22 protein-coding genes are annotated in these 23807 nt (G+C 63.7%); 15 read left to right on the forward strand and 7 right to left on the reverse strand.

Annotated features, from left to right (window positions below):
* Positions 1-19: 19 nt before the first annotated feature.
* Both ACLEJW_RS03950 and ACLEJW_RS03955 read right to left on the reverse strand, forming a co-directional pair.
* Positions 20-700 carry an SOS response-associated peptidase family protein gene (locus tag ACLEJW_RS03950; protein WP_313294866.1) on the reverse strand — a complete coding sequence of 227 codons (681 nt, stop codon included), beginning with the start codon at positions 698-700 and terminating at the stop codon, positions 20-22.
* Positions 701-817: 117 nt separating this feature from the next.
* Positions 818-1363: a cupin domain-containing protein gene (locus ACLEJW_RS03955; protein WP_313455324.1), complete on the reverse strand. Its 546-nt coding sequence runs from the start codon at positions 1361-1363 to the stop codon at positions 818-820.
* Positions 1364-1509: 146 nt separating this feature from the next.
* Here ACLEJW_RS03955 and ACLEJW_RS03960 point away from each other — a divergent pair, with 146 nt between their 5' ends.
* Genes ACLEJW_RS03960 through ACLEJW_RS03975 form a run of 4 tightly spaced genes read left to right on the forward strand, consistent with a single transcriptional unit; the run spans position 1510 to position 7019 of the window.
* Entirely contained in the window at positions 1510-3297 is a 1788-nt protein-coding gene (locus ACLEJW_RS03960; RefSeq protein ID WP_313294864.1) for a thiamine pyrophosphate-requiring protein, read from the forward strand.
* A 19-nt stretch (positions 3298-3316) separates the two neighbouring features.
* Positions 3317-3823, forward strand: a complete 507-nt coding sequence (locus ACLEJW_RS03965) for a (2Fe-2S)-binding protein (RefSeq protein WP_145186732.1) — start codon at positions 3317-3319, stop codon at positions 3821-3823.
* Positions 3820-4821 (forward strand): FAD binding domain-containing protein, encoded by a 1002-nt coding sequence (locus ACLEJW_RS03970; RefSeq protein ID WP_313294863.1) that lies wholly within the window; start codon positions 3820-3822, stop codon positions 4819-4821. The genes ACLEJW_RS03965 and ACLEJW_RS03970 overlap by 4 nt, the downstream gene beginning before the upstream one ends.
* Positions 4818-7019 carry a xanthine dehydrogenase family protein molybdopterin-binding subunit gene (locus tag ACLEJW_RS03975; RefSeq protein ID WP_440777011.1) on the forward strand — a complete coding sequence of 734 codons (2202 nt, stop codon included), beginning with the start codon at positions 4818-4820 and terminating at the stop codon, positions 7017-7019. The genes ACLEJW_RS03970 and ACLEJW_RS03975 overlap by 4 nt, the downstream gene beginning before the upstream one ends.
* Before the next feature lies 1 nt (position 7020).
* Here the strand turns inward: ACLEJW_RS03975 and xth are convergent, their stop codons facing one another.
* Together xth and ACLEJW_RS03985 are read right to left on the reverse strand one after the other, a co-directional pair.
* Positions 7021-7812 (reverse strand): exodeoxyribonuclease III, encoded by a 792-nt coding sequence (gene xth, locus ACLEJW_RS03980; RefSeq protein WP_440777012.1) that lies wholly within the window; start codon positions 7810-7812, stop codon positions 7021-7023.
* Entirely contained in the window at positions 7809-8051 is a 243-nt protein-coding gene (locus ACLEJW_RS03985) for a hypothetical protein (protein ID WP_145186745.1), read from the reverse strand. The genes xth and ACLEJW_RS03985 overlap by 4 nt, the downstream gene beginning before the upstream one ends.
* Positions 8052-8288: 237 nt before the next feature.
* Between ACLEJW_RS03985 and ACLEJW_RS03990 the strand changes: the two genes are divergently transcribed.
* A complete protein-coding gene (locus ACLEJW_RS03990; RefSeq protein ID WP_313455329.1) occupies positions 8289-8585 on the forward strand; it encodes a hypothetical protein in 297 nt (98 codons plus the stop codon).
* Positions 8586-8601: 16 nt separating this feature from the next.
* On the opposite strand, the gene ACLEJW_RS03995 is transcribed toward ACLEJW_RS03990, so the two are convergent.
* Entirely contained in the window at positions 8602-8880 is a 279-nt protein-coding gene (locus ACLEJW_RS03995; RefSeq protein WP_256675072.1) for a hypothetical protein, read from the reverse strand.
* A 182-nt stretch (positions 8881-9062) separates the two neighbouring features.
* On the opposite strand from ACLEJW_RS03995, the gene ACLEJW_RS04000 reads away from it, so the two are divergent.
* Together ACLEJW_RS04000 and ACLEJW_RS04005 are read left to right on the forward strand one after the other, a co-directional pair.
* Positions 9063-10910, forward strand: coding sequence for an ABC transporter ATP-binding protein (locus tag ACLEJW_RS04000; protein WP_313294860.1), 1848 nt, complete (start codon positions 9063-9065; stop codon positions 10908-10910).
* Between the two features lie 163 nt (positions 10911-11073).
* Entirely contained in the window at positions 11074-12300 is a 1227-nt protein-coding gene (locus ACLEJW_RS04005) for an MFS transporter (RefSeq protein WP_440777013.1), read from the forward strand.
* 45 nt (positions 12301-12345) lie between these two features.
* Here the strand turns inward: ACLEJW_RS04005 and ACLEJW_RS04010 are convergent, their stop codons facing one another.
* Entirely contained in the window at positions 12346-12750 is a 405-nt protein-coding gene (locus ACLEJW_RS04010; RefSeq protein ID WP_313294858.1) for a DUF2251 domain-containing protein, read from the reverse strand.
* Between the two features lie 234 nt (positions 12751-12984).
* Between ACLEJW_RS04010 and ACLEJW_RS04015 the strand changes: the two genes are divergently transcribed.
* The 6 genes from ACLEJW_RS04015 to mrdA all read left to right on the forward strand — a co-directional run bounded on the left by ACLEJW_RS04015 (position 12985) and on the right by mrdA (position 20202).
* On the forward strand, positions 12985-14307 hold the full coding sequence (locus tag ACLEJW_RS04015) for an MFS transporter (protein WP_440777014.1): 1323 nt from the start codon (positions 12985-12987) through the stop codon (positions 14305-14307).
* Positions 14308-14399: 92 nt separating this feature from the next.
* Positions 14400-14786, forward strand: coding sequence for a YidH family protein (locus ACLEJW_RS04020; RefSeq protein ID WP_256675073.1), 387 nt, complete (start codon positions 14400-14402; stop codon positions 14784-14786).
* Positions 14779-15108 (forward strand): DUF202 domain-containing protein, encoded by a 330-nt coding sequence (locus tag ACLEJW_RS04025; RefSeq protein ID WP_440777015.1) that lies wholly within the window; start codon positions 14779-14781, stop codon positions 15106-15108. Before ACLEJW_RS04020 ends, ACLEJW_RS04025 begins: the two co-directional genes overlap by 8 nt.
* 108 nt (positions 15109-15216) lie before the next feature.
* Entirely contained in the window at positions 15217-16575 is a 1359-nt protein-coding gene (gene nhaA / locus ACLEJW_RS04030; protein WP_145186765.1) for a Na+/H+ antiporter NhaA, read from the forward strand.
* 124 nt (positions 16576-16699) lie between these two features.
* A complete protein-coding gene (locus ACLEJW_RS04035) occupies positions 16700-18079 on the forward strand; it encodes an 8-oxoguanine deaminase (RefSeq protein WP_145186768.1) in 1380 nt (459 codons plus the stop codon).
* 230 nt (positions 18080-18309) lie between these two features.
* Complete coding sequence (gene mrdA, locus ACLEJW_RS04040; protein WP_145186771.1) at positions 18310-20202, forward strand: penicillin-binding protein 2; 1893 nt, start codon at positions 18310-18312, stop codon at positions 20200-20202.
* A 20-nt stretch (positions 20203-20222) separates the two neighbouring features.
* Here mrdA and ACLEJW_RS04045 read toward each other — a convergent pair whose 3' ends face one another.
* Positions 20223-21125 (reverse strand): LysR family transcriptional regulator, encoded by a 903-nt coding sequence (locus ACLEJW_RS04045; RefSeq protein WP_440777016.1) that lies wholly within the window; start codon positions 21123-21125, stop codon positions 20223-20225.
* Between the two features lie 216 nt (positions 21126-21341).
* On the opposite strand from ACLEJW_RS04045, the gene ACLEJW_RS04050 reads away from it, so the two are divergent.
* Positions 21342-22316 (forward strand): AbrB family transcriptional regulator, encoded by a 975-nt coding sequence (locus ACLEJW_RS04050; protein ID WP_440777204.1) that lies wholly within the window; start codon positions 21342-21344, stop codon positions 22314-22316.
* Positions 22317-22444: 128 nt separating this feature from the next.
* Positions 22445-23782 carry a hypothetical protein gene (locus ACLEJW_RS04055; protein ID WP_313294852.1) on the forward strand — a complete coding sequence of 446 codons (1338 nt, stop codon included), beginning with the start codon at positions 22445-22447 and terminating at the stop codon, positions 23780-23782.
* Positions 23783-23807 lie beyond the last annotated feature (25 nt).

Here is a 23807-nt window from a genome sequence, read left to right on the forward strand (position 1 = left end):
AAAAAGCGAGGTAGATCTTTCACCCCGCCAAGCCGAACGCCTTGCGCTGCGTGCCCGTCTGCTGACGCTTGGCAATGAATAGCTGCTCGAGCTGGGCCTCCCCAATCACGCTGTTGGCCAAGGTCTGCGCGCGTTGCCAGTCCAGATCGGTGGCCAGCCAGGCCTGTGCCGCCTGGGCGTCCAGTGCGAGCAGTTCCGTTCCACTGCCTGCATCATGGGTTACCAGTGCCAGGCCATCACAGCCGCTGGGATGCTCGCCAACGTGCGCGATGGCTGCCAGGAACAGCGGACCTGCACTGCGCGACGTGACGAATGCCTGGCGCGTACGCTTGGCTTGAGCGCCATCGACCGTCGATTCATACCAACCTTCCACAGGGATCAAGGCGCGGCCCTGCCCACGCAGTCGGGCGTACTGACTGGCGCGCATGACCTGCTCCAGAGACAAACGAGTCAGCGGTGCACGCGCGCCCATTGACCAATCAGGCACCCAGCCCCAGCGCACCTCGACGGACACGGGCTGGCCGTCACGCACCACAATGGCGCGCAAGCGCATCTTCGGTTTCACCAGCCGTTCGCGCTTTGCACCCTGCACAGCCTTGCCACCTGGCAGGCCTGCCACCGGGTCGATACTCCCCGCGCTCCATGGCAGCGGCGCCAGTGCCGCAAAGGCATCACAGGTCTGGACGATCGCTTCACACATTTGACTTCACCTGTTTCCTGAAAGGGCGGCTGATAGGCAAGTCACGGCGCTGGCGCACCGTTCTGCCGGGTCCTGATAGTCCGAGGCACCCTTGCGGTGCAGCGTTCCGCCGCGCAGCTACCGCGAGCGACGAACGGACGAGCACCCGCTCCATTCGGTCATAGGCGCGCCGGTGAGCGGATTCTGCGCTGGTGTGCTGACGCGCGGGATGCGCGTCAGTGCTTGCGCATGCGCGGCTTTTCCAGATCTTGACGTGGCGTAATCTTCCTGGCCGCGTGGATACGCGCCGACCACCAGGAAATCCTCGCTCGACGTCAGGCAGCAATGTCCGGTACCGGCCGGTAACAACACCACGTCGCCTGCTTGAAGATCTAATTGCAAGCCGCCCTCGCCGCCCAGCATCACCTGCGCATGCCCTGCGCAGATGCCCAATGCTTCGTGGGCGTTGGGATGAAAATGGTGGTAGGGGAAGATCCCGTCGCGCCACAACGGGGTCCAGTGGTGCCGTGCGAACAGCGCTTCGAATGCGGCAGGCGAGGCAGCTGTCATAGGCGTTTGGATTCGGTAAATCAGTACCGGCAGACCGCTATTGGGGGTCGCGCCGTCATCTTCGAACTGCAGCGTCTGCACGGGTAACAGGTACGCCTCAGCAAAATTCACCATAAGTGGCTGCCTAGTCGTTTCACTTTGAGGTGTGAGGGAGATGGCGAGCGATAGGTTCCAGTGAACCGACGGTCATCACATGCATTGAAACTTTCCCCGAGCCGGTCAAGTCCAGACCCCTATCGAGTACACACCGGGAGAAGACAATGACAGGCACGGTAGGCGACTTCTTGGTAGAGCGTCTGTATCAATGGGGCGTACGGCGCATCTTCGGCTACCCGGGCGATGGCATCAACGGCGTGTTCGGCGCGCTCAATCGCGCTGGTGGCAAGATCGAATTCATCCAGGCCCGCCACGAAGAGATGGCCGCGTTCATGGCCAGCGCCCACGCCAAGTTCACCGGCGAGCTGGGCGTGTGCATCGCCACCTCCGGGCCAGGCGCGTCGCATTTGCTGACCGGCCTCTACGATGCGCGCATGGACCATCAACCGGTGCTCGCCATCGTCGGCCAGCAAGCGCGCGCTGCGCTGGGTGGGCACTACCAGCAGGAGCTCGACCTGGTGTCGATGTTCAAGGATGTGGCGGGGGCCTTCGTGCAGCAAGCCTCAACCCCAGAGCAGGTCCGTCACCTGCTTGACCGGGCAGTGCGCACAGCCGTCGGTGAGCGCCGCGTTACCGCCGTGATCCTGCCCAATGACCTGCAGGAACTGCCCTACAACGATCCGCCTCGGTCTCACGGCACGGTCCACTCTGGTGTCGGCTACAGCAAACCAAAAGTGGTGCCGTTCGAGGACGATCTGCAGCGGGCAGCCGAGGTGCTCAATGCCGGCCGCAAGGTTGCCCTGTTGGTTGGCGCCGGGGCACTGGACGCCAGTGAGGAAGTGGCTGCCGTGGCTGAAAAGCTTGGCGCCGGGGTGGCCAAGGCGCTGCTGGGCAAGGCCGTACTGCCCGACGACCTGCCCTGGGTCACCGGCTCGATCGGCCTGCTGGGCACCGAGCCGAGTTACCACTTGATGAACGAGTGCGACACCTTGCTGATGATCGGCTCGGGCTTTCCGTATTCGGAATTTTTGCCCAAGGAAGGCCAGGCGCGTGGCGTGCAGATCGACCTGCAACCCGACATGCTCAGCCTGCGTTACCCGATGGAAGTCAACCTGGTTGGCGACGCTGCGCAGACCCTGCGCGCCCTGCTGCCGCTGCTCGAGGAAAAAAACGAGCGCAAATGGCGCAGCAAGGTCGAGCGCTGGCGGGCCGACTGGGACAAGACCCTGGAACAACGGGCCTTGGTCAAGGCCGACCCGATCAACCCGCAGCGGGTGGTCTATGAACTGTCACCGCGCCTGCCAGACAACGCCATCATCAGCAGCGACTCGGGCTCCTGCGCCAACTGGTTCGCCCGCGACCTGCAGATCCGCGCAGGCATGCAGTGCTCGCTGTCAGGCGGGCTCGCCAGCATGGGCGCTGCGGTGCCCTACGCCATCGCTGCCAAGTTCGCCCACCCGCAGCAAGCGGTGATTGCCCTGGTTGGCGACGGCGCCATGCAAATGAGCAACTTGTCGGAACTGATCACTGTGGCCAAATACTGGCAGCAATGGGAGAACCCGCAGTGGATCTGCGCGGTGTTCAACAACGAGGACCTCAACCAGGTCACCTGGGAGCAGCGGGTAATGGAGGGCGATCCGAAGTTCGAGGCTTCGCAGTCGATCCCGGATGTGCCCTATCACCTGTTCGCCATCTCCATTGGTCTGCAAGGCATCTACGTCGAGCGTGAAGAAGACGTCGCCGGCGCCTGGGAAAAAGCCTTGGCCGCTGACCGCCCGGTACTGATCGAATTCAAGACCGACCCCAACGTCGCGCCACTGCCCCCGCACATCAAGCTCGAACAGGCCAAGAAGTTCGCCAGCACCTTGCTCAAAGGCGACCCCGACCAAGCTGGAATCATCGTACAAACCGCCAAACAGGTACTTAGCTCGGTGTTACCGGGCAAGAAGTGACCAACCGTGAGGATCACCCATGAACGCGATCATTCCAGAGGGTGCCAAAGAGCACTCCATCAGCCTGACGATCAACGGCCAGCCGCGCACACTGCAGGTGCTGCCGTGGACCACCCTGCTCGACCTGCTGCGTGAGCAACTCGACCTGGTCGGCACCAAGAAAGGCTGCGACCACGGCCAGTGCGGTGCCTGTACGGTGCTGCGCGACGGGCGGCGGGTCAATGCCTGCCTGACTCTGGCGATCATGTGCGACGGTGCCGAGTTGGTGACCATCGAGGGCGTGGCCGATGGCGAGCAGCTGCACCCGATGCAGCGCGCCTTCATCGCCAACGATGCGTTTCAGTGTGGCTACTGCACGCCAGGGCAGATCTGCTCGGCCATCGGCCTGGCCAATGAAGGGCGAGCCGATAGCCGCGATGCGATTCGTGAGCAGATGAGCGGCAATCTGTGCCGCTGCGGCGCCTACAGCAACATCGTCGCCGCCGTGGAAGAAGCCCTGCCGCAGATGCGTGAGGTGCGCAAATGACACCGTTCAGCTACCACAAGCCTGCATCGGTCAACGAAGCCATCAGCCTCAGCGGCCTGACATCGCGCTTTATCGCCGGCGGCACCAACCTGCTCGACCTGATGAAGGAAAACGTGCTGCGCCCAGAGCGCCTGATCGACATTTCCGGCCTGGCTCTCAAGGACGTCGAGCAGACTGCCACTGGCGGTCTACGCATCGGGGCGCTGGTCAGCAACGCGGAGCTGGCCTGGCATCCGCTGGTGGAACAGGGTTATCCACTGTTGTCCCAAGCCATCCTGGCAGGCGCATCACCGCAACTGCGAAACATGGCCAGCACGGGCGGCAATCTGTTGCAGCGCACGCGCTGTTATTACTTCTACGACACCGGCACGCCCTGCAACAAGCGTGAGCCTGGCAGTGGCTGCCCCGCGCGCGATGGCTTGAACCGCAGCCATGCGATCCTCGGTGCGAGCGACGCCTGCGTGGCAACTCATCCTTCTGATATGTGCGTGGCCCTTGCAGCGCTGGAGGCTGTGGTGCATGTCCAAGGCCGCAACGGCGAGCGCCAGATCCCCTTCGCCGAGTTCCACCGCTTGCCTGGCGATCAACCGCAGCGCGACAACCACCTGGCAGACGATGAACTGATCACTGCCATCGAGCTGCCGGCCCCGTCTTTCACCGCCCATGCGCGCTACCTGAAGATTCGTGACCGGGCATCTTATGCGTTCGCCCTGATCTCGGTGGCCGCTGCCCTGCACATCGAACAAGGCGTCATCCAGGATGCACGGCTGGCATTGGGCGGCGTTGCCCACAAACCTTGGCGCGACCCCGCCGCTGAACAGATCCTCAAAGGTCAGGCGCCCTCCCCGGCCCTGTTCGCCCAGGCGGCGGATGTGCTGCTGCAAACAGCCGCACCGTTGAGCCAGAACGCCTTCAAAGTGCCGCTTGCCCATCGCGCCATCATACGCGCCTTGGACGAGGCAGCTTTCGGTGACGCCTTCACAGGAGCCAGAGCATGAACAGCATGACCCCTAATGTCGGCAAGCCGTTGGACCGCGTTGACGGCGTTGCCAAAGTCACTGGCCAAGCGCGTTATGCGGGCGAGTACCCCGAGGCCGATCTGCTGCACGGCAGCGTAGTGTCGAGCACCGTGGCCAGCGGCAAGGTACTGCGTATCGATGCCAGCGAAGCGCTGAAGGTGCCAGGCGTGGTGGCAGTGATCGATCACCTCAACCGCCCGCACATCTCCAGCTACGACGACGACTACAGCGACGATGACGCGGCCGAGGGTTCGCCGTTTCGCCCCCTGTACAACGACCAGGTGTTGTACAGCGGCCAGCCGCTGGCCCTGGTGATTGCGCAAAACCTTGAGCTCGCCCGCTATGCAGGCTCCTTGGTGAAGATCGAGTACAGCGCCCAAGCGCATCAGACCGACATGCTGGCGGTCTTGGCCGACAGCCATGAAGCGCCGGCGGAAACGCCCAAGCCCCGTGGCGACTTTGCCGGGCAGTTCGCCCAGGCGGCGGTCCAGGTCGATGCCACCTACCTTACGGCCAACGAGCACCACAACCCCATGGAGCCGCACGCCTCCACGGTGCTGTACAAGGCTGACGGGAAGCTGGAGATCCACGACAAGACCCAGGGCACGCAGAATTGTCAGGACTACCTGCACAACGTGTTCGGCCTGGCCAAGGAAAATGTACGCGTGCTGGCCGCCTATGTCGGTGGCGCCTTCGGCTCCGGCTTGCGCCCGCAGTATCAGTTGCCCCTGGCAGTCATGGCAGCACTGCAGCTCAAACGGTCAGTGCGGGTTACGCTCACCCGCCAGCAGATGTTCACCTTTGGCTACCGACCGCGCACCCAGCAGCGCCTGCGCCTGGGGGTGGATGCCAGCGGCAAGCTGCACGCCATCGCTCACGACGCCATCGGCCAGACCTCGCGTTTCGAGGATTTCACCGAGCACCTGGTGGAGTGGAGCGGCATGCTCTACCAGTGCGATAACGTCGCGCTGAGCTATCGCCTGACCCCACTGGATGTCTATACCCCGCTGGACATGCGCGCGCCTGGCGCTGGCTCTGGGGTACTGGCACTGGAGTGCGCGATGGACGAGCTGGCCTGCGCGGCCGGCCTCGACCCTGTGGAGCTGCGTCGGCGCAATTTCGCTGACCACAACGGCAACGAGGGCAAGCCCTATTCGAGCAAGGAATTGCTGGCCTGCTATGACCAAGGCGCCGCGCAATTCGGTTGGCACAAGCGTAACGCCACGCCCCGCAGCATGCGCGAGGGCAAGCAACTGGTCGGCTGGGGCATGGCCGGCGGGGTGTGGGAATCGATGCAGATGAAGGCCAGCGCCAAGGCGCGCCTCGACGCTCAGGGCAAGCTCACGGTCAGCAGCGCCACGACCGATATCGGCACCGGCACCTACACAGTGATGACGCAGATCGCTGCTGATGCGGCGGGAGTCAAGCTCGCCGACACCACGTTCCTGCTGGGCGACTCCTCGCTGCCCAAGGCGCCCTTGCAGGGCGGCTCGTTTACCGTGTCATCGGTAGGCTCGGCAGTCCAGCAGGCCTGCGAGATCCTGCGCGGCAAGCTGCTGGAAAGCGCACGTCAGGCCTATCCGGCACTGGCGGGGGTGGCGGTGGAGGATATCCGCTTTGCCAACGGCTACCTGCATGCCGACGCTCAACGTATCGCTCTGGCAGACATCGCCGCCAAGTCCGCCGATGGCTTCGTCGAGGTGCAGATCGACGCCGAACCCAGCGCCAAACGCACGCCGTTCTCCACTGCCACCCACTCGGCGGTATTCGTCGAAGTACAGGTCGACGAAGCACTCGGCACCATCAAGGTCAGCCGCGTGGTCAGCGCCGTGGCGGCAGGCCGGGTGGTCAATCCGAAGACTGCGCGCAGCCAGATTCTGGGCGGCGTGGTCTGGGGCATCGGCATGGCGCTGCATGAGCATTCGCAGACCGATCATCACCTGGGGCGGATCCTCAACCACAACCTGGCTGAATACCACGTGCCGGTGAACGCAGATGTGAACGACATCGAGGTGATCTTCGTCAAGGAGGATGACGACATCGTCAACGCGCTGGGTTCCAAGGGCGTGGGTGAGATCGGGGTCGTCGGCGTGGCTGCGGCAGTCGCCAATGCCATCTACCACGCCACCGGCAAACGGATCAGGGAATTCCCGATCACCCTTGACAAACTGTTGTGAGCTAGCGCTTGCGCCCACCCACCTCGATCCAGGCCGGCGCATGGTCGCTGGCCTTGGCTTCGTTACGGACCCAGGCATCGACACCGGCGCGCTTGAGGTACGGCGCAAGCTCCGGGTTGAGCAGCAGGTGGTCGATGCGCAAGCCGGCGTTGCGCTCCCAGTGCTTGCGGAAATAATCCCAGAAAGTGTACACCTGCTCATCAGGGTGCAGGTGACGAATCGCATCGACCCAGCCCTGCGCCAGCAACTGCTGGTAGCGCTCGCGCGACTCAGGCTGCAGCAACGCGTCCTTGAGCCAGGAGCGGGTGTTGTAGATGTCCTGGTCAGTGGGCACGACGTTGAAGTCACCGGTCAGCACCGTGGGATGTCCACTGCCCTGCAGCGTCTTGGCATGTTCGAGCAAGCAGTCGAACCAGCGCAACTTGTACGCGAACTTTGACCCCGGTTGCGGGTTGCCGTTGGGCAGGTACAGGCAGCCGACCAGCAAGCCGTGCACTGCCGCTTCCAGGTAGCGGCTCTGGGTGTCATCCTCCATCCCTGGCAGGCCGCGTCGCACTTCCAGCGGCTCACTGTCGCGCGCCAGGATCGCCACGCCATTCCACGAGGGTTGGCCTTGCCACAGGCAGCCGTAACCGGCGGCCTCGATCTCGGCGCGCGGAAATTGCGTATCTGGCGCTTTGAGCTCTTGCAGACAGGCAATATCAGGCTGCTCGCGTTCAAGCCAGGCGAGCAATGCCGGCAGACGGCTACGGATGCCATTGATGTTGAATGTGGCGATTTTCAGCGTTTTCATGCGTCTGGGTCGCTCACGTGGGCCTGCACGGCGTCTTCGAGGGCATGCACGTGGGCCTGATCTGCCAGCGCCTTGAGCGCCAACCAGTCGTCCCAGTCGATAATGCCGTCGTCGCGCAAGGCCTCGGCGGTACGAACCAACTCATGGTGGTACGCGTCCGGCGACGCTCGGCGATAGCTGATGTCGTCGTACTGGGCATACCAGGCCGCCAGTTCAGGAATGCTACGTTCGATGCTCATGTCGAATCCTCCTCGCACGCTGATGCAGGTAAGAGGGCTCGGCCCGAGGCAACGTTCAACTGCCTGTGAGCAGTTGACGCCGGGCGGAGCAGCGACTGGATTTGACGCGCTAATTGTTCGACCGGGGTTGGTTCGTGCGCCTCGTCCGAATCACCGCTGCCCGTTGCAGCAGAGCACGCTGCCGATCAGTCACAAGGAAACACAGAATCTTCTGTGTTCGACTTGAGGTAAGCGATCATGGCTAACAATCAAGACAACAACATGAACCAAGGCGGCAGCGACCAGGCCAATTCCGGTAACACCGGCGGTCAGGGGGGCATGGCTGGCTCGCAGCAGGGCGGTCAGCAGCAGGGCCATCAGCAAGGTCAGAAACCTGACGACAAGATGGATGAAGGCTGGGAGCAGTCCAAGGATACCGGCAGCCAAGGTGGGCAGGCCGGCAGCGACAAGCAGATGCCGGCGGATCAAGGCAACATGAGCGAGCAAGGTTCGCAGGGCAATACCCAGACCCAGCAAACCGATCAAGATCGTTGATAGCGCCCAGCTGTCACTAGGGCGGCAGCGTCCGCCCTAGCCCTTCGGCTCCGCGCAACACACCACCACTCCCCTCGCACGATTCCTCACCCACGCTACACAAGCCATTGCGGCATGCGCAGGCATAGTCAGCTTCTGCACGGGTTGCGAAATTCAGGGTCAGCCTGAGCTTGTCGAAGGTGTCATAAAGGTCGTAGCCCTTGCCCAATGCCTGGGGGAAACCGACGCGCCTGGGCAGGCACTCTCTGTGCTCGGGTAACGCTGGAACCACGACGAAACGCGTCTGCATGACCATCCCTCTTCTAGGCAGCGCTTAAGTATTAGTCGCAATGCACCTAAGCATCAAGATGGCTCATGCTCAAATGCCGATTATTTACGCGTAAATCTGCGTTAGGGTGGCCGACCTGGGTACTGTGATGAACGTTGCGGCGGTTGTTCTTGTCGCAGCTAGGCAAAACCCTGTTTTCGGAGACCCCCATGTTTCGTGCGTTCGAACGCTGGCTAGACCCCTTCCCGCCTGATGAGGCGCCACCACCACCGGTTGGCCTGCTGCGTTTTCTCTGGGCCTGCACGCGCGGTGCGCGCGGCTATATCCTGGCGCTGGCGGTGTTCAGCGCCGGGGTGTCGATCTACGAGGCCTGGCTGTTCTCCTTCCTGGGTCAGGTGGTCGACCTGCTGTCGAAATGGCAGGCCGGCGGTGGAGTCACCGCGCAGGAAGCGCGCGTGCTGTGGGGTGTGGGCCTACTGCTGGTGGCCAGCGTCGTGCTGGTAGCGTTGCGCACGCTGATGCAGCATCAGGTGCTGGCGATCAACCTGCCGCTGCGGCTGCGCTGGGATTTCCACCGGCTGATGCTGCGCCAGAGCCTGTCGTTCTTCTCCGATGAGTTCTCCGGCCGGGTTACCACCAAAGTGATGCAGACCGCCCTGGCCGTGCGTGAAGTGCTGTTCACGGTGATCGAGATCGTGCCGGGCATCGGGGTGTACTTCATCGCCATCATTGCCTTGGCGGGCGGCTTCGCGCCCAAGCTGATGCTGCCATTTCTGGCCTGGCTCGCCCTCTTCGGCCTGGCCATGCTGTATTTCGTGCCGCGCCTGGGCAAGGTGGGTCAGGAGCAGGCCCACGCGCGCTCGTCGATGACCGGGCGTGTGTCGGATGCCTATACCAACATCACCACGGTCAAGTTGTTTTCCCACTCCAAGCGCGAGGCGCACTTCGCACGTGCCGCGATGGAAGACTTCAAACAGACCGGGTTCCGCCAGATGCGCCTGGTCAGCCAGTTCGAGATCGTCAACCAGGCATTGGTGGTCGGGCTGATTTTCGGCGCAGGCGGCTATGCGTTGTGGCTCTGGCACCAAGGCCAGGTCGGCACCGGCGCGGTGGCTGCGATCACCGCGATGGCCTTGCGCATCAATGGCATGTCGCACTGGATCATGTGGCAGATGACTTCGCTGTTCGAAAACATCGGCACCGTGCAGGACGGCATGGACACCCTCACGCGCGGCCCCAAGGTGCAGGACGCACCCAATGCCGGCGTGCTGCAAACCCGTGGCGGCGAGGTCAGCTTCGATAACGTCAGCTTCAACTACAATGGCGAGCGTCAGGTGCTCGATGGCCTGACGCTGCACATACGCCCCGGCGAGAAAGTCGGCCTGGTAGGCCGATCCGGCGCCGGCAAGTCGACCTTGATCAACCTGTTGCTGCGCTTCTATGACGTCGACAACGGCGTGATCCGCATCGATGGCCAGGACATCGCCAAGGTGACCCAGGACAGCCTGCGCAGCGCCATCGGCATGGTCACCCAGGACACCTCCCTGCTGCACCGTTCGATTCGCGACAACATTGCCTACGGTCGGCCCGACGCCAGCGACGACGATATCCAACGCGCCGCGCGCAATGCCCAAGCCGACGATTTCATCCGTCAGCTCAGCGACCGCGATGGCAACAGCGGCTACGACACCCTGGTCGGCGAGCGCGGCATCAAGCTCTCGGGCGGCCAGCGCCAGCGCGTGGCCATCGCCCGGGTGATGCTGAAGAACGCGCCGATCCTGCTGCTGGACGAAGCCACCAGCGCCCTCGATTCCGAGGTCGAGGTGGCCATCCAGGAAAGTCTCGACGAGATGATGCAAGGCAAGACCGTCATCGCCATCGCCCACCGGCTCTCGACCATCGCAGCCATGGACCGGCTGATCGTGATGGACGAAGGGCGCATCATCGAGCAAGGCACCCACGCTGAGCTGCTGGCCAGAAAAGGCACCTACGCCCGGCTGTGGCAGCACCAGAGCGGTGGTTTCCTGGGTGAAGATCAGGGGGTCGCCGAGGGGTGATGCGGCGCGCGCCGCCTAGCCACGGTGCTCAGATCAATCTCATCGATGTTTATTATCGAACCGCGTTTCTGTGCCAGCTGCACACGCGGTTCGTATAATCGCCGCCAATCCCCCCGCTCGTACCGCCCATAACAGGCGATCTTCTCTCTTGGAGCCCCGCCCCATGCCGACTTCCGGTCAGGCCTCTCACGGCCGTCCCGAACACAATGAACAGCGCGTGAGCCAGCAATGGCTGGCGATACTCTCCGTAGCCGTCGGCGCCTTCGCGCTGGTGACCAGCGAATTTTTGCCCGTCGGTGTGCTTAACGATGTAGCCAGCGACCTGGGCATCAGTGCCGGTCATGCCGGCTTGATGGTGACCTTGCCCGGCATCATGGCCGCCCTGGCTGCGCCCCTGCTGTCGGTGGGCATCGGCGCGATGGACCGGCGCTACCTGCTGATTGGCCTGACGCTGATCATGATCATCGCCAATACGGTCGTGGCCTACGCCAGTGATTTCAGCCTGCTGCTGTTCGGCCGCGTGCTGCTGGGCATCAGTATCGGTGGCTTCTGGGCCACTGCCATTGCCCTGAGCAGCCGCCTGGCGCCGCGGGGCGTGGGCGTGGCCCAGGCGACATCGATCATCATGGTCGGTGTCACCTTGGCCACGGTGCTTGGCGTCCCGGTGGGCACCTGGCTCAGCGGCTTGATGGGCTGGCGCATGACCTTTCTCGTCACCGCATTGGTAGGCATCCCGGTGCTGCTCGCGCAAGTGTGCTTCCTGCCGCGCTTGAATCCTGACAAGGCCATTCACGTGCGTGACCTGCCGGCGCTGTTCATCAACCCGTTGGCGCGCGTGGGCTTGATCGCGGTGCTGTTGATCGGGCTTGCGCACTTTGCCGCATACACCTACGTCGCACCGTTCTTCAAACAGAGCGCCGGCTTCGATGGCCCGACCATTGGCTCGCTGTTGCTGCTCTACGGCGTGGCTGGGGTGGTCGGCAACCTGTTCGCCGGCTTCGCTGCCAACCAGAGCGTGCGCTACACGTTGCTGCTGGTGGCGCTGCTGATTGGCGTCAGTACGGCGCTGTTTCCGCACTTCGCCATCAGCCTGAGCGGCGCTGGCATGCTGATCGCCTTGTGGGGCTTCGCGTTCGGGGCATTCCCGGCGTGCGCCAGCATCTGGATGTTCGTGGTCGCGCCGAAGGACGTCGAACGCGGCATGCCGCTGTTCGTGGCCATGTTCCAGGTGATCATCGCGTTGGGCTCGTTCTTCGGGGGGCGCATCGTCGACCAGTTGGGCAGCGCGGTGCTGATGAGCCTGGCGACCGCCCTGGTCGGCTGCGGCTTCGTCACCGTGCTGGTGTTGGGTCGCAACGTCAGTAACCGCCTGGCCGCACAAGCGGCGTGACGGCAGGTGATGGCAAGTGGCAGGCGCCGCCACTTGCCCGGCGCGCTAGGCGAAATGCCGTAGCGCGCTGTCGTCCCATTCATGCCCGGCGCGTGACCAGCCGCTGTCCATCGGCAACGGCAAGCCGCTGCGGCAATGGCCTTGCTTGGCTTCGAAATCGAACACCGCGTGGGGGTGGTCGTTGATCAGCAGCAGCGCCTTGCAATGGTCCTCGGACCAGGCAATCTTCACCTCGGAAGGTATGTCGCGGTCATTCACGCTTTCCACGTCGTAGATGTGCAGGGCGTTCTGAATCGGGTTTGCGCTGCTCGAGGTATCCAGGGCATAGAAATAGCCGGTTTCTTCATCGTCCTCGAACACCACCGCGTACGGCCCTTCGCCGGCCGGCGCCTCGACCACCAGGCCGTCCCCTACCAGCAATTGGTTCTGTGCAACGAGATAGGCAGGCATGTGGCTGATCCTTTTCCTGAGTTGGAAGCCTGATCATGCCCAGCATGCGCGCGCGCCCGCAAGCGCCAATCGGCAACCGACAAGCGTGCGGTTACCGAACAGTAGCGCCTGACCTTGAATTGACGCTCGACGTTTCCCTGCGCACCATGCACCGGCCTTGCGTGTTGCCCCTGCCTGGGGCGAGGTCACGTTCGCGACACCGTCAGTCATTACAATTTCAAGAATCGACCCAATATGAACCATTCCAAGCTCACTACCGCCAGCTCCACGCTGCCAGGCACAGGTATCGGCGACAAGCTGCGCGGCGCCTTCGCCGTTGGCGGCACGCGCTGGGGCATGCTTGCCCTGGTATTCTTCGCCACCACCCTCAACTACATCGACCGCGCCGCGCTGGGCATCATGCAGCCGGAACTGGCCAAGGCCATGAACTGGACGGCGATGGACTACGCCAACATCAACTTCTGGTTCCAGGTCGGCTACGCCGTCGGTTTCGTCTTGCAGGGCCGGTTGATCGACAGGGTCGGCGTCAAGCGCGCCTTCTTCGCCGCCGTCTTGCTGTGGAGCCTGGCCACCGGCGCACACGGCCTGGCCACCTCGGCCGCCGGGTTCATGGTCTGTCGGTTCATTCTCGGCCTGACCGAAGCGGCCAATTACCCGGCCTGCGTAAAGACCGTGCGCCTGTGGTTCCCGGCCGGCGAGCGCGCCATCGCCACCGGTCTGTTCAATGCCGGTACCAATGTCGGCGCCATGGTCACCCCGGCCCTGCTGCCGTTGATTCTGACGGTGTGGGGCTGGCAGGCGGCGTTCATCGGCATGGGCTGCCTGGGCCTGGTCTGGCTGGTGTTCTGGGGCCTGCGCTACTTCAATCCCGAGGAGCACCCGCGCGTCAGCCAGCGCGAATTGGCCTACATCCAGCAGGAGATCGAACCTGAGCCAACCCGAGTGCCGTTTCGGCGTATCCTCGGCATGCGCGGCACCTGGGCGTTTGCCGTCGCCTACTCGATCACAGCGCCGGTGTTCTGGTTCTACCTGTACTGGCTGCCGCCGTTTCTCAACCAGCAATACGACCTGGGCATCAGCGTGACGCAGATGGGCCTGCCGCTCATGCTCATCTGGCTGACCGCCGATTTCGGCAGCATCGGCGGCGGCATCCTGTCTTCGTGGCTGATCGGCCGGGGCGTGCGAGCGACCACGGCGCGGCTGGTGTCGATGCTGATCTTCGCCTGCACCATGCTCAGCGTGATTTTCGCCGCGCATGCCAGCGGCCTGTGGATCGCCGTGCTGGCCATCGCCGTGGCGGTCGGCGCGCACCAGGCCTGGACCGCCAACATCTGGAGCCTGGTGATGGATTACACACCCAAGCACCTGATCAGCACGGTGTTCGGCTTCGCCAGCATGTGCGCGGCGATCGGCGGCATGTTCATGACGCAGATCGTCGGCAGCGTGCTCACCGCCACGCATAACAACTACGCCGTGCTGTTCACCCTGATACCGGCGATGTACTTCCTGGCCCTGGTATGGATGTACTTCATGGCACCGCGCACGCTGGAGGGCTGATCGCTCATCGAGTCATGGACATTGGCAGCGCTTGCGCATAAAACTGGGCAGGCCGAGTGCCCACCGACCTTATGCAAGGAGGACGACTGCCTTTGAACAACAACAACGAGCGCTCCCGTGGCTGGCTGGCCAGCAAGCTGCTGGCTGACGGCCAGGAGCCGGACCCGCGTTTCACCCTGGCCAACGAACGCACCTTTCTGGCCTGGATCAGGACCGCACTGGCACTGCTGGCCAGCGGCATCGCCGTGGACATGTTCACCGCCGAGATCTTCAGTGCAGGCACCCGGCGTCTGCTCGCGGTGGCATTGATCAGCCTGGCCCTGCTGCTGAGTTTGCCGGCCTTCGCGCGCTGGCTGAACGTCGAGCGGGCCATGCGCCAGAAACGCCCGCTGCCATTTCCATTGATCGCCCCGGCGCTGTCGATCGGCGTGTCGCTGGTCATGGCCTTCTTCGCCTACGCTGTGTTCTTCCATGCCTGAACGCAAACGCCCTGCCGCCGATGACGGCCTGCAAGCAGAACGCACGTTGTTGGCCTGGCGCCGTACCATCCTGGCGATGATCGTCTGCAGTTGTTTCTTCTTGCGCTGGGTACCGCAGCACCACTGGCTGGCGGTAGCGCCCGCAGCGCTGTGCCTGCTCGCCGCCGCCGTCGCCTGGCTACGCCTGCGCCGGCGCTATGACCGTCATGTCACAGGGATCCGCGCCGAGGCCATTGCCTCTGGCGTCACCGTCAACCTGCTGCTGGCCGCGTGTGTGACGGCACTGTGCGCGGTCGAGCTGGTGGCGATCCTGGTCTGGTAACGCCAGGCGCAGCCCGTTAGAATCGCCCTCGGGTGCTAGCTGCAGGGTGCAGTGAAGCAGGTTAAAGAACAGCGCTGGTCGGGCCGCCATGCGGGAGTTCTTGCGCCTATGCAAAAAATACAGCCCTCTGCTGCACAGCGCCTGGCCCAACAGGCCTTGGCCAACCTTCAGCGTTTCCTGCATATCGAAGCGGTCAGCGGCATCGTCCTGCTGATCACCGCCGTGGCCGCCTTGATCTGGGCCAACTCGCCCGCCGCCGCCAGCTATGAAGCCCTTTGGCACACGCCGATCGGCTTCGGCATCGGGCCCTGGCAGTTCTCACAGTCCCTGCACTTCTGGATCAACGATGGCCTGATGACCATTTTCTTCCTGGTGGTGGGCATGGAAATTCGCCGCGAAATCCACGAAGGGGCGCTGGCCAGCCTGCGCCAGGCCACCTTGCCGATGGCGGCGGCGGTGGGCGGCGTCGCGGTGCCGGCGCTGCTTTACCTGGCCTTTGGCCATGCGCCAGCCGAACAGCAAGGTTGGGCGGTGCCTACGGCCACCGATATCGCCTTTGCTGTCGGTGTGCTGGCGTTGCTGGGCAAGTCGATTCCGTCCAATATCCGCGTATTTCTGCTGGCCTTGGCGATCATCGATGACATCATCGCCGTGCTGATCATCGCCATTTTCTATTCCGGCGGGCTGGATTACAGCGGCTTCGGCGTGGCTGCCATTGGCTTGTTGCTGGTCATTGGCCTGCAAAAGATCGGCGTCGGCTCGGCGTGGGCCTATATCATCCCAGGCGCCATTACCTGGGTCGGGATGCTGATGACCGGCGCCCACCCGACCCTGGCCGGCGTGGTATTGGGGCTGATGACCCCGGTCGCGGCCATGCCCCTGGGCGAGCGCCCGCTCGACGCCGTTTCGCGCTTCACCAACGACCTGCTTGGCCGCGCCAAGGATCCTGAGCAAGACAGCAGTGACCTCAGCGCCCCGCTCAAGCACCTGCGTGTCGCGCAGCGCGAAATGCAGCCGCCTGTGACCCGTGTGCAGGGCGCCCTGCATCCCTGGGTGGCCTACGCGATCATGCCGTTGTTCGCCCTGGCCAATGCCGGGGTAGGCTTGTCGGGCATCGACCTGTCTGCTCAGGCGCCGCACTGGGTGATGATGGCCGTGGCCGTGGCGCTGGTGGCCGGCAAGCCGCTGGGTATCATCAGCGTCAGTTGGTTAATGGTACGCCTGGGCTGGTGCAGCCTGCCGGCCCAGGTCGATTGGCGCGGCATCACCTTGATCGGCTTGCTTGCAGGCATCGGCTTCACCATGTCGATCTTTATCGCCAACCTGGCGTTCAGCGACCCGGCTTCGCTGGGGGCGGCCAAGCTTGGCGTGCTGTCGGGATCAGTGATTGCCGCCGTGCTGGGCCTGACGTGGGGCTTCACTGCCTTGCGCAAGGGCATCAGCACGCCCTCCGAGCAGGCCGGCTGAAGACGCGCGCGGCCAGCCGGCCGCGCACTTTGCTGTATACAAGAAAACCAGACTTTGCTTACATACATGCCTGTGCGCCTACGACATCGACAATCGTCGCTGCGTATTGCGCCAGGCATAAGCGATGCAAGCTGCTCAGCGACACTCCCCCAAGACCCTTCTGGTCAAGAACGCCGCACTGTTGGTTACCATGGACGGCCAGCGCCGTGAAATCAAAGGCGGCGGCCTGTACATCGAAGACAACCTGATCAAGCAGGTAGGCCCAAGCGACACCCTGCCGCAACACGCCGACGTGATACTCGACATGGCCGGCAAGGTCGTCATTCCAGGCTTGGTCAACACCCATCACCACATGTACCAGAGCCTCACTCGAGTGGTGCCAGCGGCCCAGGACGGCGAGCTGTTCAACTGGCTGACCAACCTCTATCCGATCTGGGCACGCCTGACGCCAGAGATGATCGAAGTCTCGACCCAGACCGCCATGGCCGAGCTGATCCTCTCCGGCTGTACCACCTCCAGTGACCACCTCTATATCTACCCCAACGGTTGCAAGCTCGACGACAGCATCCACGCCGCTGGCGAGATCGGCATGCGCTTTCATGCCGCGCGCGGCAGCATGAGCGTAGGGCAAAGCCAGGGCGGGTTGCCGCCTGACGCTGTAGTGGAAAAAGAGGCCGACATCCTCAAGGAATCACAACGCCTGATCGAGGACTACCACGACGCCAGCCACGGCTCGATGCTGCGCGTGGTGGTGGCGCCCTGCTCACCGTTCTCGGTCAGCCGCGACCTGATGCGCGAAGCCGCGGTGCTGGCCCGCCAGTATGGGGTGTCGTTGCACACCCACCTGGCGGAGAACGTCAACGACATCGCCTACAGCCGCGAAAAATTCGGCATGACCCCGGCACAGTATGCCGAGGACCTTGGCTGGGTTGGCCACGACGTCTGGCACGCGCACTGCGTGCAGCTCGACCAGCACGGTATCGAACTGTTCGCGCGCACCGGCACCGGGGTCGCCCACTGCCCCTGCTCGAACATGCGCCTGGCATCGGGTATCGCGCCGATTCGCAAGATGCGTGACCACGGCGTGCCGGTGGGGCTGGGCGTCGATGGCTCGGCATCCAACGACGGTGCCAGCATGATCGGCGAAGTGCGCCAGGCCCTGCTGTTACAAAGGGTCGGCTTCGGCCCGGATGCCATGAGCGCCCGTGAAGCGCTGGAAATCGCCACCCTGGGCGGTGCCAAGGTGCTCAACCGCAATGACATCGGCGCCCTTGCACCGGGCATGGTGGCCGACTTCGTCGCCTTCGACCTGGGGCAGGTGGCGTATGCCGGGGCCCTGCACGATCCGCTGGCGGCCTTGGTGTTCTGCACCCCGACCCACGTAGACACCAGTGTGATCAACGGCCGGGTGGTGGTGCAGGATGGGCGCATCACCACCATCGACTTGCCACGCGTGCTGGAGCGCCACAACCAACTGGCCTATCAGCTGGTGACCGGCCAATGATGCCTGCTGGGCCACGCTGAGTGCGTGTGCGTGCTTGCCTGGCTCAGCCCTCGCGTGGCTACCGGCAAGCACCGACCCGGCGCGCATAAACAAATCTTCATGTTGGCTGCCGACGCCCTGTGCGTGGGCGGCCACGGCCCATCCGCTGTCCTGCGCGATGGCCGACGCCTTGAGCCTGCGCGCCCGCACGCGTAGCATCCCGGCCCCGCCTTTTGCTGCCTAGACCGCCCATGCCGCAACCGATCCCGCTCAAGGACCACGACAAGGAAAAGCACCTGGTCAACCGCCGACTGCTGGCCTGCGCCGCCTTGGTGGTCAGCCTGTGCGCGGTGCTGATCGGCCGCCTGTATGTACTGCAAGTGCTGCAGCATGACCAGCAGAGCGCCGTGTCGGAGAATAACCGCGTGCACGTGCTGCCGATCGCCCCTGAGCGCGGGCTGATCTACGACCGTAATGGCGTGGTACTGGCCGACAACAAGCCAAGCTTCGACCTGACCATGACCCGCGAGCGGGCCGGCGATTCGGCCAAGGTCCTCGATACCCTGGCCCAGGTCTTGAATCTCGGCGCAGACGAGCGCCAGCAGTTCGACAAAGACCTGCGCCGTGGGCGCAAACCGTTCGAGCCGGTGACGTTGATGGTCGGCTTGAGCGAAGAGCAGATTGCGTTGGTGGCTGTGAACCAGTTCCGTCTCCCCGGGCTGGACGTGGAGCCTCAGTTCATCCGGGAATACCCCTTGGCCGAGCATTTCGCCCACTCCGTGGGCTATGTCGGGCGTATCAACGAAAAAGAAGCCAAGACCCTCGACAGCACCGAATACCGTGGCACCCAGTCGATCGGCAAGACTGGCATCGAGCACTTCTACGAAGCCCAACTGCACGGCCACGTCGGCTATGAAGAAGTGGAAACCAATGCCCAGGGTCGGGTCATGCGGGTGCTCAAGCACCAGGATCCGATTCCAGGCAAGGACATTGTCCTGAGCCTGGATGCGCACCTGCAGGTGGCAGCCGAAAAGGCCCTGGGCGAGCGGCGTGGTGCGGTGGTGGTGCTCGACCCGGCCAATGGCGATGTGCTGGCAATGGTCAGCAACCCAAGCTTCGACCCCAACCTGTTCGTCAAGGGCATCAGCTTCAAGCAATACGCCGCCCTGCGCGACTCGATCGACCGCCCCCTGTTCAACCGCGTGCTGCGCGGCCTGTATGCACCCGGCTCGACGGTCAAGCCCGAAGTGGCCATCGCCGGGCTGGACAGCGGGGTGATCACCCCTGGCAGCCGGGTGTTCGACCCCGGCTACTACGAGCTGCCCAACTACGATCACAAGTACCGCAACTGGAACCACAGCGGCGATGGCTGGGTGGACATGTACACCGCCATCATGCGTTCCAACGACACCTACTTCTACGACCTGGCGCACAAGCTGGGGATCGACCGTCTGCACGATTACATGGCCGAGTTCGGGCTGGGCCAGAAGGTCTCGCTGGACATGAACGAAGAAGCGGCCGGCTTGATGCCCTCGCAAGCCTGGAAGCGCGCGACGCGCCGCCAGGCCTGGTATCCAGGTGAGACCCTGATCCTCGGCATCGGCCAGGGCTACATGCAGGTTACGCCGCTGCAGCTGGCCCAGGCGACCAGCCTGCTGGCCAGCAAGGGCGCCTGGCACCGCCCGCACCTGGCGATGACCGTGGGCGGCCAGACACCGGTCGACCCTAACCCGATGCCTGATATCGTGCTGCACGACAGACATGCCTGGGATCAGGTCAACACGGGTATGCAGATGGTCATGCACGACCCGCGCGGCATCGCCCGCGCCGCCGCTGCCGGCGCCCAGTACCGCATCGCCGGCAAGAGCGGCACGGCGCAGGTCGTGGCGATCAAGCAAGGCGAGCGCTACAACCGCAACAAGACCCTCGAACGGCACCGTGACAATGCCCTGTTCGTCGGCTTCGCTCCCGCCGATCACCCCAGTGTGGTGGTGGCAGTAATGATCGAGAACGGCGAAGCGGGCGGCCGCGTTGCCGGGCCGGTGGTGCGCGAGGTGATGGACGCCTACCTGCTGGACGAGCAAGGCCACCTGAAGCCGCAATACGCTGGCGCCGCCGCTGCCAAGGCCGTGCCGCATAGCTGACAGGGCCTGCGGTCAGGTGATCAATCGCGCTCGAAAAAGCTGCCCGCCTCCTCCTTGAGCAACGACACCAGGGTACCGGCAGCCGGTGACAGGTAGCCGTCGGTTCGCACCGATACCGCGACCGTGCGGCGCATGGTGGTTTGCGCCAGCGGCACTTCGCGCAGCCAGGACACGCCAAGCCCATGTTCCAGGGTTTCCCGCGCGGCGAAGCTGAGCAGCTGGGTCCGCGCAATCAGCCGCGGCAGCAACGAAATGGCGTTGGTCTCGATCTGTACCTGCGGGGTCGGCAACAGGTGGGTGGCGAATACATTGTCGATCCAGCGCCGCGCCGTGACCGTGGGCCCGCCGAGTACCCAGCGGTACTGACAGAGGCGCTGCAGGGTGATCGGGGTGTCGAAGATCGGATGCTCGGCGCTGGCCACCACCACGGCCTCGTCTTCAAGGATCGGGTGGGTGGTGAAGTCCGGATCCATGGCGATCTGTGGCGAAATGATCACGTCCAGCCGTCCGCCGCGCAGGGCTTCCTTGAGCACATCGTCCTGGGCGATGGACAGGGTCACGGTGACTTCTGGCGCACGCGCCAGCAGCGCGGCAGTCAGGTGCGGCAGCAGGTGCTCGGCCATGCTGGCCGCGCAGCCCAGGCGGATGTTGCCTACCAGGCCACTGGCAAAATCGCGCACCTCACGTTCGGTTTCGGCGATGTTCAGTTGCAACTGCTTGCCGCGAGCCAGCAGCAGCTTACCCACATCGGTGAGTTTGATGCGCCGGCCATCACGCTGGAACAACCGTGTGCCCAGTGACTCTTCCAGACGCTGAATGCTTTTGCTGAGCGCTGGCTGGCTGCGATTGAGCTTTTCGGCGGCCCGGCCCAGATGCCCGAGTTCGGCGATGGTTTCGAAGTAGGTAAGGTCGCGTAGATCCATGATCGATGAATTTCAGTTATGGATTGATCAAAAGTAGAAAATAGACTTGATCGATTGTGCCGTCGATAATTTTCTGGCTGGCGTTGCCAGTATCGGGTTTTCGCTGTGCAAGGAGTACCGACGTTGCAGATCGCCCTTCCCGCTTCAAGCAGACAACTACTCAAATGGTTCGCCCTGGCTGCCAGCGCCGTGGCTTGCGGGCAGTTGCTGCATGCCATGGGCGTACCCGCCGGGCTGTTCCTGGGCCCCATGCTGGCGGCCATGGGCTTTGGCATCGCTGGTAGCAACCTGCGCCTGCACCGCCAAATCTTTCGCTTCGGCCAGGGCTGCGTCGGGCTGCTGGTGGCGCACTCGGTGACCTGGGCGGTACTGTCGGCCATGGTCCAATCCTGGCACCTGATGCTGGTGGCGACGCTGATCACGGTCTTGCTCAGCGCCTTGGTGGGCCTGGGCACGGTGCGCTTCGGCGGTATCCCGGGCAGCACCGCCGCCTGGGGCACGGCGCCCGGCGCAGCTTCGGCGATGGTAATGATGGCCGAAGAGAACGGCGCGGATGGCCGCGTCGTGGCGACCATGCAGTATGTGCGAGTGGTCTGCGTGGTGATGATCGGTTCATTGGTCAGCCACCTGCTGGGCGCTACCGCGGGGGCAAGCGTGGCGGCCGGCGCCCCTGCGGTCGTGCAAGATCCCCAACCCATGGCTACCCTGCTCAGCGTGGCCGTGGTGTTTGCCGGCATCACCCTGGGCAATCGCCTGCCTGCCGGCGCGCTGCTGACGCCGCTGTTGCTCGGCGGTGCACTGCAACTGAGCGGGCTACTGACCATCAGTTTGCCCGAGCCGCTACTGGCGGCAGCTTATGGCGCGATTGGCTGTTATATCGGCCTGCGTTTCGATCGGCCAACGGTGCGTTATGTCTGGAGGCGTTTGCCGACCATGATCGCCGGTGCCCTGGCGTTGATCCTGGCTTGCGCTGCCTGTGCGTACCTGCTGGCAGTGGCGATGGGCACGGACTTTCTTTCCATGTACCTGGCGACCAGCCCTGGGGGGCTGGATGCCATGGCGATCATCGCCGTGGAGACTCACGCCGATGTCGGCCTGGTGCTGGCGATGCAGACTTTGCGCTTGTTTGGGGTAATTCTGACCGGCGCCTTCTGCGCGCGGCAGATCATTCGCTTGACCCAGGCGCGGTAGCGCTGCTGGCTGTGTAAATCGGAAAACTCCTACCAGCGCCACGGACGCCTCCCACAACCTGCACCTTGCCTGGCATTGCATCATTGTCGACAAACCTCACAAGCGACTGAGCGCAGGGAGAATCAGGTTTGTCGGACTACACCTCAAAATTGCAGCACCTCACCGCCGAGCAAATCGAAGCGTTGTATGCGGCCTACATAGGCGGGGAGAAGATCGCGGTGCTGCTCGAACGCTACGCCATCGATATCGCCCCCAGTAGCCTGATCAAGGCCTTTGCGCCGGTCCCGTGTGCTGAACACCAGTGCCCTTACTGCAATGTGCCGCTGTTCGAGCGACGCAGAAGCCGCTCGGCGCACAGCTTCAATGACAATATGGCGTATTGCGCGCAGTGCCAGCATCGCTATTTCTATCCAGGCCGGAGTCAGTGGCACCGCGAATGCACCTGCGCGCCATGTCTGACGGCACGTGAGCTGGCCAAGCAGCAACGGGCGCTGGAGAAGCGCAAACGCATCCAGGATCACTGGTGCCTGGGCAAGCGGCCGCCGGTGCCGTTGGACAGGCTGTCGATCACCCATCGATTGCAGTTGCTGGCGTTACTGGAGGTGCGCATGGATGCTCAACGCGATTGCATCCAAGCCGCCGAAACGGCCACCGATGACGCGCGGGTCAGCCCCTCGGCACACATGGATACTGAGATCCTGCTGGCTCTGCACGTGGCGCATGTGCTGTTGGTCGACCCGGATTCACCGCTGGCGGCGTTCAGCGATGATGCCATGCCCAAGGCGTGGCAGAACAAAGTGCGCTGGGTCGCCAATGTCAGCCTGGAAGGCACGCAGCGCGCTGGGGTTGGTGGGTTGTATCGTGCGCTGCACGCGGGGCTGTCAAGCGGGGCGCAAGCGCAATGGCGCGATGAGGTCGGCGAATTGATCCGACAGCTCTGTATCGAGGAGGTCTGCGCCTACGTGGCCAACCGATGCGCCGAACATGGCCTGCCGTTCGAGGCGAGGAAAAAGGCTGCGCAGGTGACGGCGCAGTTGCTGGAGGTGCACCCGGTGCGGCATATCTGGTCGCTGGCCAACACGGCGGTGCGCGGGGCGTTGTCGTATGTGGCGCGGGCTCAGGTCAGCAAACGGCAGGCGTCCAACAGCATTCCGGGCAGCATGCTGTCGCTGAGCGATCGCGCGGTCAGGGAGCAGTGGCAGTTCAATTCGTCGAGCTACGATGGGTCGGGGCCGCGTTCCGGGTTGAGTCAGGCGTTGTTCGATGTGCTGTTGCAGCAGGTCGATCATGGGTTGCAGCGGCGGGTGGCGGATTACCTCGCCGAGCTGCCGTTGGCGGGGGCTGGCGTGGGTGGGGCGTGGTTTTGTTCGATGTGTGGTTCGGGGTTGGTGCATGTGGAGCATGCGATGGCGCAGACGGTGGTCAATTGCAAAGACTGTTTGGCACGCACACGGGTGGCGACTTGACCCACCCGTAGCCATCAACAGGCGA

Origin of the sequence: Pseudomonas sp. SMSB3, assembly GCF_052041965.1 — a bacterium.
GTDB lineage: Bacteria > Pseudomonadota > Gammaproteobacteria > Pseudomonadales > Pseudomonadaceae > Aquipseudomonas.